Annotated in this window: 7 protein-coding genes; 5 read left to right on the top strand and 2 right to left on the bottom strand. The window is 69.0% G+C overall.

Going from position 1 to position 8,092, the window contains the following annotated elements; genetic code table 11:
* Nucleotides 1–96: 96 nt before the first annotated feature.
* Nucleotides 97–2,403, top strand: coding sequence for a tetratricopeptide repeat protein (locus QH276_RS04360; protein WP_432278783.1), 2,307 nt, complete (start codon nt 97–99; stop codon nt 2,401–2,403).
* Between the two features lie 2 nt (nt 2,404–2,405).
* Here the strand turns inward: QH276_RS04360 and QH276_RS04365 are convergent, their stop codons facing one another.
* On the bottom strand, nt 2,406–2,783 hold the full coding sequence (locus tag QH276_RS04365) for a DUF1707 SHOCT-like domain-containing protein (RefSeq protein ID WP_280397788.1): 378 nt from the start codon (nt 2,781–2,783) through the stop codon (nt 2,406–2,408).
* A gap of 145 nt (nt 2,784–2,928) precedes the next feature.
* On the opposite strand from QH276_RS04365, the gene QH276_RS04370 reads away from it, so the two are divergent.
* The 4 genes from QH276_RS04370 (at nt 2,929) to QH276_RS04385 (ending at nt 7,528) form a co-directional block, all read left to right on the top strand.
* Nucleotides 2,929–3,225 carry a WhiB family transcriptional regulator gene (locus QH276_RS04370; RefSeq protein ID WP_280406630.1) on the top strand — a complete coding sequence of 99 codons (297 nt, stop codon included), beginning with the start codon at nt 2,929–2,931 and terminating at the stop codon, nt 3,223–3,225.
* A gap of 87 nt (nt 3,226–3,312) precedes the next feature.
* Nucleotides 3,313–4,068, top strand: a complete 756-nt coding sequence (locus QH276_RS04375) for a MerR family transcriptional regulator (RefSeq protein WP_280397786.1) — start codon at nt 3,313–3,315, stop codon at nt 4,066–4,068.
* Nucleotides 4,069–4,326: 258 nt separating this feature from the next.
* On the top strand, nt 4,327–4,899 hold the full coding sequence (locus tag QH276_RS04380) for a dihydrofolate reductase family protein (protein ID WP_280397785.1): 573 nt from the start codon (nt 4,327–4,329) through the stop codon (nt 4,897–4,899).
* Nucleotides 4,900–4,987: 88 nt separating this feature from the next.
* On the top strand, nt 4,988–7,528 hold the full coding sequence (locus tag QH276_RS04385) for an ATP-binding protein (RefSeq protein WP_280397784.1): 2,541 nt from the start codon (nt 4,988–4,990) through the stop codon (nt 7,526–7,528).
* On the opposite strand, the gene QH276_RS04390 is transcribed toward QH276_RS04385, so the two are convergent.
* Nucleotides 7,513–7,839 (bottom strand): hypothetical protein, encoded by a 327-nt coding sequence (locus tag QH276_RS04390; protein WP_280397783.1) that lies wholly within the window; start codon nt 7,837–7,839, stop codon nt 7,513–7,515. The two genes, QH276_RS04385 and QH276_RS04390, sit on opposite strands and share 16 nt — an antisense overlap.
* Nucleotides 7,840–8,092 lie beyond the last annotated feature (253 nt).

Here is an 8,092-nt window from a genome sequence, read left to right on the forward strand (position 1 = left end):
CCACGGCCGGGGCCGGCTGCCGAAGGTCTGTCCGGCGATGCCGGTGCCGGCCTCACCGATTTCGAACGCGCCGTCGCGGCGCTGACCGGCGACGATATCGCGCGACTCAACAGCCTCGGCGGCGCCGACGACGAGGACGACGACCTCGAAGCGCTCCTGCGGGCCGAGGATGACGACGACGATCTCGAGGCACTGCTGCGCGCGGCCGGCGCCGCGGACGACGAGGACGACGAATTCGATCCCTTCGCGGGTTTCGAGGACGAACCGCCCTCGGGCCGCAATGCGCGCTCCCGGCCGAGCGTGCGGCGTCTCGGTGCCGGCCTGGTGGCCCTGCCGCGGGTGGATCCGGTCGATCCCGCCACCGCGGTGCTCGCCGATCCGGTGGTCCCCGAGCACAAACGTTTCTGCTGGAAATGTCAGGCGCCCACCGGGCGGTCGGGTCCGGACGGCCCGGGTGCGGTGGCCGGGGAATGCGCACGCTGCGGATCGGCCTACAACTTCCTGCCCGCGCTGTCCGCCGGCGAGGTGGTCGCCGAGCAGTACGTGGTCAAAGGTTGTCTGGCGCACGGTGGCCTCGGCTGGATCTACCTGGCGGTGGACACCAATGTCAGCGACCGCTGGGTGGTACTCAAGGGGCTGCAGAACCCGCAGGATTTCGAGGCGCATGTGGTGGCGCTGGCCGAGCGGCAGTTCTTGTCCGAGATCACCCATCCGGGTGTCGTCAAGATCTACAACTTCGTCAAGCACCGCTCCCACCGTGAGGTGGCCGACGGCTATATCGTCATGGAGTACGTCGGCGGGCGATCGCTGAAGAAGATGCTGGATCTGGCCGGGCCGGAACGTATCCCGGTGGCCGAGGCGCTGGCGTACATGATGGAAGTGCTGCCCGCACTCGATTATCTGCACTCGTTCGGGCTCGCCTACAACGATCTGAAGCCCGACAACATCATGGTCACCGACGACGAGGTCAAACTCATCGACCTCGGCGCCGTGGCGGCGATGGAATCCTACGGCAGCATCTACGGCACTCCCGGCTACCAGGCACCGGAGATCATCGAGACCGGGCCCACCGTCGCCTCCGATGTCTACGCCGCCGGCCGTACCCTGGCCGCGCTGATCCTGGATCTGCGAAAGGATTCACAGGGCAACTACTGCGCCGAGACGCCGACCCCGGACGATTATCCGCTGCTGCAACAGTTTCCGTGCCTGCATCGGCTGCTGGTCCGCGCGACCCACCCCGATCCGAGCCGCCGGTTCCCCTCGACCTACGCCATGTACTGCCAGCTCGCCGGAGTGCTGCGGATGGTACTGGCCGCCGGGACCGGCCGCGAACATCCCCAGGCGTCGGTCGAATTCGGCTCGTTGCGTGGCGATTTCGGGATCGATACGGTGATCGGGCAGACCGACGGCATGGTCGACGGGGCGCACCGCAGTCTCGGTCTCGACGCGGCCGCGGTGGTGGCCGCCCTGCCCGTCCCGCTGATCGATGCCGACGATCCCAGTGTCGAACTGCTCGCGCCGCTGCTGCACGGCGACGCGCGCCGGACCCTGGATTCGCTGCGCCAGACCTCCGAGCGGATCGTGGCCGGCACCATCGACGCCCCGGAGACCTTCGAAGTGGAAGGCGCACTGGCCGCCATTCGCGCCCATATCGATCTCGGTGATCTGGCTTCCGCCCTGGCCCTGCTCGACGCGCTGCGGCCGCGGACGGCCACGGACTGGCGGATCGAATGGTTCAGCGGTGTCGCCGCTCTGCTGGAGCGGCACTTCGAACGCGCGTACCTGCATTTCGACGAGGTACACACCATGCTCCCCGGCGAGATCGCGCCGGCGCTGGCATTGGCCGCGACGGCGGAGCTGGTGCTGCAGTCCACGACCGACGCCGATGATTCCGAGCGCTGGCACCGGGCCGCCGCCGACTTCTACCGTCTGGTCTGGCAGACCAACCACGGCGTGGTGAGCGCGGCCTTCGGCCTGGCGCGGCGGCTGGCGGCCGACGGTGAACCCCTACAAGCGGTACAGGTGCTCGACGAAGTACCCGATACCTCCCGGCATCACAGCACCGCGCGGATGACCGGCAGTCTGTTGCTGGTATCGCGTCCGCACGCCGAGATCACCGAGGTCGATCTGCTGGAGGCCGCCTCGCGGCTCGAGGCCGCCGACGACCCGCGGGCGCTGCAACTGCAGGTAGTGGTGGTCGGGGCGGGGCTGGAATGGCTGCGGTCGCGGATGCGGCCCGCGGCCGCCGACACCACACTGCTCGGCTATCCGCTCACCGTGGCCGGGCTACGCGGTGGCCTGGAGTCGCGATTGCGTGCGCTGGCCCGCAATGCGCCCGGCCGGTTGCACCGGTACCGGCTGGTGGATCTGGCCAACAGCGTCCGGCCGCATACTCTGTGGTGAGGTCAGGCCCGGCCATGGGCGCGGCGACGGCGCACCGCGGTGGGTACGAGCGGTGCCGAGACCAGCACCACGACCAGCAGCATCAGCCACAGCCAGCCGCCGAAGACCAGCGCGAGAATCAGGGCGAACGCGGCCGCGCAACCGGCCATGACGGCGAACCCGGCGGCCGGGTCCGCCGGCGGGGCCGGCGGGGCCGGTGCGGCCGGGAGGTCGGTGAACAGGCGCGCCAGCTCGGGCGTGGTGACCGCGGCGGCCGCGGCGGCGGCGCGTTCCTCGTAATCGGCGAGGGTCAGCCGGCCCGCCCCGAGGTGCTCGGCGAGTTCCCGCATCGCGCGCTCCCGTTCGCCGACGGTTATCCGTGCCCCCGGTAACTCACTCATACCCGCAGAATAAATCGGTTGCCCCCGGCCCGGTGGCGGTGGAATTCGCCAGTGCCGGGAAGGCCTCGCGGCGCCGCGGCGAGCCGATTCCCACAGGTGGGGAGTAATTACGCTGGCCTACAGAAATCGGGCAGAGGAGTTGTGTATGTCCACCGTGATCCCGTGTCGGCGTCCGGCCGCCGACGCATGGGACTGGCAGTTGCTGGGGTCGTGCCGGGGCCTGGAATCGGCGGTGTTCTTCCATCCGGAAGGTGAACGCGGCCGGGCCCGCGCCGCCCGGGTGCGGCGGGCGAAACAGATCTGCGACGGCTGCCCGGTTCTGGACAGATGCCGCAATTACGCACTGGCAGTGGGGGAACCGTACGGGGTCTGGGGCGGTATGTCGGAAGACGAGCGGCGCACCCATGCCCAACGAGCCGCCGCTCCAAGATCGACGAATTGACCAACCCTTGACCAACAGGGGTTGAAGCGGATGTTTCGGTCGTGTCCACCGCGGCTTGTGACCGTTTCGATGTGGTTTCCTTGATATATGGCTGCTGGTGTGGAGTACACGATCGATGAACTGGCGCGGGCTGCCGGTACGACCGTGCGCAGCCTGCGGGTTTATCACGAACGGGGGGTTCTGCCCCCGCCGCAGGTGAAGGGCAGGACGGGCTATTACAGCCCCGAACATCTCAATCGGGTGCGCACGATCAGCAGGTTGCTGGACCGGGGAATAAAGCTCAACGGCATCAAAGAGCTGCTCAACGCGTGGGATCGTGGTGACGATCTCGGCGATATCCTCGGTGTCGGCGCGCTGCTCGGCGGCGCGGAAAGCGGTGAACCGCCGCCCGGGGAGCCGGTGCCGCCCGGCGATACCATCGCGGCCACCGAGCTGCAGGAACGCTACGCCGCGGTGCCCAACGGGTTGGCGCGTATTGTCGCCGCGGGCCTGTACGAGCCTGTGGACGCCGCTACCTATCGGCCCGCCGACCGGCAGCTCATCCGAATGGCCGAGCAGATGACGGCAGCCGGGGTGCCCGATGCCGAAGTGCTCGGCGAACTGGAGCGGATGCGGGCCGATTGCGACCGGATGGCGCGGCGTTTCGTCGATCTGTTCCATCGCACCGCGTGGCAGAAGTACCGGGAATCGGAGCAGCAGGCCGCGGATCTGGCCGAACTGACCGGGCAGTTGCAGCTGGCCCGGACGTTACCGGGCAAGGCTGCCGCGGAATTGGTCAACCGCTTCGTCGCCCACTACATCGAAAGCGACAGCGAACTGTCCGACCTGCCCGCCCAGAGCTGACAGGCTAGGCCGCCGGGCGGTGAGCCGGTACACCCGCCTCGGGCCGGGCACATTCGGTCTGTGTTCTTCTCCGGGCTGGGAATCCTTCACCCGGCGTTTCGCTGGATGACGGTACATTCGCTGGTGGCTCTCCATCTGCCCCCTGAACGGTAGTGTTCCGTATACCTAAGTATGTTCTGCGGCATATACCGATGCGCGCTCCCTTGGGTGCGGGCACAATCTGCTGCCTGTAGCCGACGCGGTAGATGAGGCATGGGCATGGGAAGCGTGACGCTGTGGATGCAGATATCACTCGACGGGTTCGCCGAGGGCGCCGACGAGGCGGTCCACTGGCCGGTGGTCGACGAAGAGCTCTGTACTGAGTACCTGGACGAGCTGCGGCGAGCCGACGTCCTGATGTACGGGCGTAAGACCTACGACATCATGGCGGCGTTCTGGCCGACCGCCGATCTCGCACCGGTCTCCCCGTTCTACGTGGAATTCGCGCGGTTCTGGCGGTCCGCCCCCAAACTCGTCGTCACCCGTACGCTGAGTGATCCGTCCTGGAACACCAGGGCTCTCGGCGAAGATTTCGCAGACGAGATCCGGCGGCGGAAAGCGGAGGGGCAGAACATGGTGCTGTTCGGCGGCGCCGAAACCGCCGCGTCCTTCATCGAACACCGGCTGATCGACGATTACCGGCTCTTCGTCCATCCCATGGTGCTGGGCGATGGGGTGCCGCTGTTCCGGACGCCGGTCGATACCACCGGGCTGCGGCTGGTGGATGTGCTGACCTTCGACAGCGCCGTGGTGCAGATGCACTACCGAAGCGCGGCGCCCGTGATGTGCTGACGTTCGCCGCTGTGGACTACCTCGAGTAACCCGCAAATGAACGGGTTCGCCGCACGGGCCGCTCTCACGTGCACTAACTTACGTTTCTATGGTGGTGATCTACCCGGAGGGCGCGGTACCCGCCGCCCCCGCGACCGAGTTCTTCGGTCGGGAACGGGAACTCGCGCGCCTGCACGAACTGCTGACCTCGCCGGCTGTGCGCCTGGTGACGCTCGTCGGCCCGGGCGGTATCGGTAAAACCCGCCTGGCCGCCGAGGCGCTGCGGCGGATAGACCCGGGCCGCCCCGTGTACTGGGCGCGCCTGGCCGAACTCGAACGCGATTGCGGGGATTCGGCCGAGAATGTGCTGCGGTCGGTGGTCCGCACCGATATCAGCGACCCGAGTTCCTTGGATCTCGGTATCGGCGCCCGCGCCGGATCGCCCGCCGGCCGCCCGATTCTGGTGCTGGACAACTGCGAGCATGTGCTGGCGGCGGTGGGCCGCGCGGTGATCGATCTGCTCGCCGCTACCGCGGGTCTGACGATCCTGGCCACCAGCCGCGAACCGATCGGCTGGGCCGACGAATATCTCGTGGTCGTCGGGCCGCTGTCCCCGCCGGAAGCGCTGGAACTGTTCCGGCAGCGTGCCGAACTCACCGGCCGGCCCCTTTCCGACGAACCCGGCCAGCTCTCGGTCGTGCGCCGGATCTGCCGCCGGGTCGAGCATTCGCCGCTGCTGATCCGGCTGGCGGCCGCCCGATTACGGCACCGGCCGCCGGCCCTGGTACTGGCCGAACTCACCGGTGATGCCGACGATCAGCGGATGCGCTGGTCGCAGGGTGCCCATTCGGGCAGTGAGCGGCGGCACCGCGGCGTTTTCGATGTGATCGCCTGGTCGTTCGATCTGTGCTGCGCCGACGAGCAACTCCTGTTGTCCCGGATGTCGGTGTTCGCGGCCGGATACGAAACCGACGGGATGGAACCACAACGCAACGGGGTCGATACCGCGGCGATCGTCGCGGTCTGCGCGGACGATCGGCTGCCCGCCGAGCGGATCGCGCCGCTGCTGGAGCGACTGGCCGAACGCTCGTTGCTGTCGACCTTCCGCACCGCGGACAGCGTGCGCTGGTACCTGGTGGAAAGCGTGCGCCTGTTCGCGGCCGACCGGTTGCGCCGGGAACCGGCCGAAGCGGCGCGGCTGGCCGGCCGGCACCGCCGGTACTACCGGGATCGCGTGGCCGAGGCCCACTCCCTCTGGCACGGCCCGCAGGAACAGGCTTGGCTCGACTGGGCGCGCACGTCCTGGGACGACATCCTGATCGGTATCGAAACCAGCCTCGCCGATCCCGAAGAGGCGCTCATCGGGCTGGAGACGGCCTCGGTGCTGTTGTCGGTGTGGGTGCCGTTCGCCAACGGCGGCAGCTGCACCCTCACCCGGCTGACGGCGGCGGCGCTCGAGGTGACCGCGGAATCCGGCGACGATCCGCACCGTCTCCGGGCCACCGCCCTGGTCGGCTGGTTCCACCTGTGGCAGGGCGACGACGAGCGGGCGACCCGCCTGCTGGACGACTGCGTGGCCCGCTACCTCCCCGGGCACTCCGCCGGAGCGTGGCGGGCCGATCCGGCCACCGATAGCGGCCTGCCGCCCTCGGTGGAATGGATCCGGGGCCTGGAGCTCATGCTGTTCCGGCTGGATCCACGCGCGGTGACGGTACTGGACCGGGCGAACCGCAAATTCGCCGCGCTCGGGGATCGGATCGGGACCGAACGCGCCGCGGTGTTCACCGCCCTGGCCGCGGCCATGCTGGCCGAACCCGCCCGCGCCGACGCGATAACCCGTGCCCACCTGGACCGTTCGGTGGCCGCGGAATCCGCGCTGTCGGTGCATTGGGCCCGGGTCGCGCGGGCCCTGGCGCTAGCGCGGTCGGCCGAACCGGCGGCCGCCATACCGGAAGTGCGGGCCCTACTGTCCGGGCGATACGCGATCGGCGATACCTGGAAGGTCTCCTGGTCCATCGGGGTGTGCATGGTCGTCCTGACCCATCTGTCGGCACTCGACCCGCCGGCACCGGGTGCGCCGGCCACCGCCCGCGAGCGTGCGGAAGAACTGGCCTGGCTGGTAGGTGTTTTCCGGGCCTGTCATCGTGCGATGGGGGTCCGGGTCGAGCGGATGCCGATGATGGCGCTGGGTGTACGCCGCGCCACCGCCGCTGCCATCGCGATCATCGGGCCCGCCGATTTCGCGGCGGCCGAACGCCGGGGCCGGCAGTACCGTCCGGGTAGTGAGATGGTGCAGCAGTACGTGCGGCGCCGATGGGCGGCCGAGCGAGCGGACGCTGCCGCGCTGGTGGGGCACAACGTTTCCCGCTGGCGTGAGCTGTCACCGGCGGAACGCGCGGTGGCGGTGCTGGCCGCCGCCGGGTGGACCAACAGCGCTATCGCACAGCGGCGCGGTAGTTCGGTGCGCACCGTGGACGCCCAGGTCGCCAGCATCCGGCAGAAGCTGATGATCGGCTCGCGCCGCGAGATCGCCGGTCATGTTCCGGGCGAACTCGCCGCCGCGATCGATGCCGAACGCGGTGCCGCGGAACGCCGGGGCGCCCGCCGGGACCGCGGTAGAAGTGCCGCGCGGGGTCATCGGCAGGCGTAGAAGTACGGCTTGTACGCGCAGATGTCGTGGTACCCGCCGCCGCTCTCGTAGCTTCCGGTGCGCTGTGCCGGGATCGCGTGTACGGGTTCGCTGCGATTGCTCGGGTCGGCGGGAATGTCGTGGGTGTCGTTGTAGGTGCCGAGGCCCGGATGGCTGTCGCCACGGGTGCTGTGCCCGGGGACGTCGGCCTGCGCCATCTGCGGCGCCAGGGCAGCGGGCACGAGGGCAGCGGGCACGAGGGCGAGCGCGCCGGCCAGTACGGCAGCGGAGGCGAAGCGCTTCACGAATCCGAAGTTGCGGGTGATGGTCATGGTGGTCTCCGTCCGTTCGTGGCGGCAAGAACTCGTACGTCGGGTCAGTAGGTGTGGGGACGTTGTTCTATGTGCCGTTGTATAGCGGTACGGTACACGAGTGTTTGAACGGGGTGGGCGGCCATGTTTTCCCGCCAGTGGGAAGGTGCTGCGTTTTTGGCGCGCTGGCGCGCGCGGGGGTTCGGCCCCTTTGGTCCCTGCGTTCAGCCCCGCGAGACACTGCGCCGCAGGCGGGAGTATCGCGGGGCTGAAC

Origin of the sequence: Nocardia carnea (genome assembly GCF_029869215.1) — a bacterium.
GTDB lineage: Bacteria > Actinomycetota > Actinomycetes > Mycobacteriales > Mycobacteriaceae > Nocardia > Nocardia carnea_B.

Coding starts and splice junctions, on each gene's coding strand:
- QH276_RS04380 (WP_280397785.1), top strand. CDS start 4,327: ATGGGAAGCGTGACGCTGTGGATGCAGATATCACTCGACGGGTTCGCC.
- QH276_RS04390 (WP_280397783.1), bottom strand. CDS start 7,839: ATGACCATCACCCGCAACTTCGGATTCGTGAAGCGCTTCGCCTCCGCT.
- QH276_RS04370 (WP_280406630.1), top strand. CDS start 2,929: ATGTCCACCGTGATCCCGTGTCGGCGTCCGGCCGCCGACGCATGGGAC.
- QH276_RS04385 (WP_280397784.1), top strand. CDS start 4,988: ATGGTGGTGATCTACCCGGAGGGCGCGGTACCCGCCGCCCCCGCGACC.
- QH276_RS04365 (WP_280397788.1), bottom strand. CDS start 2,783: ATGAGTGAGTTACCGGGGGCACGGATAACCGTCGGCGAACGGGAGCGC.
- QH276_RS04375 (WP_280397786.1), top strand. CDS start 3,313: ATGGCTGCTGGTGTGGAGTACACGATCGATGAACTGGCGCGGGCTGCC.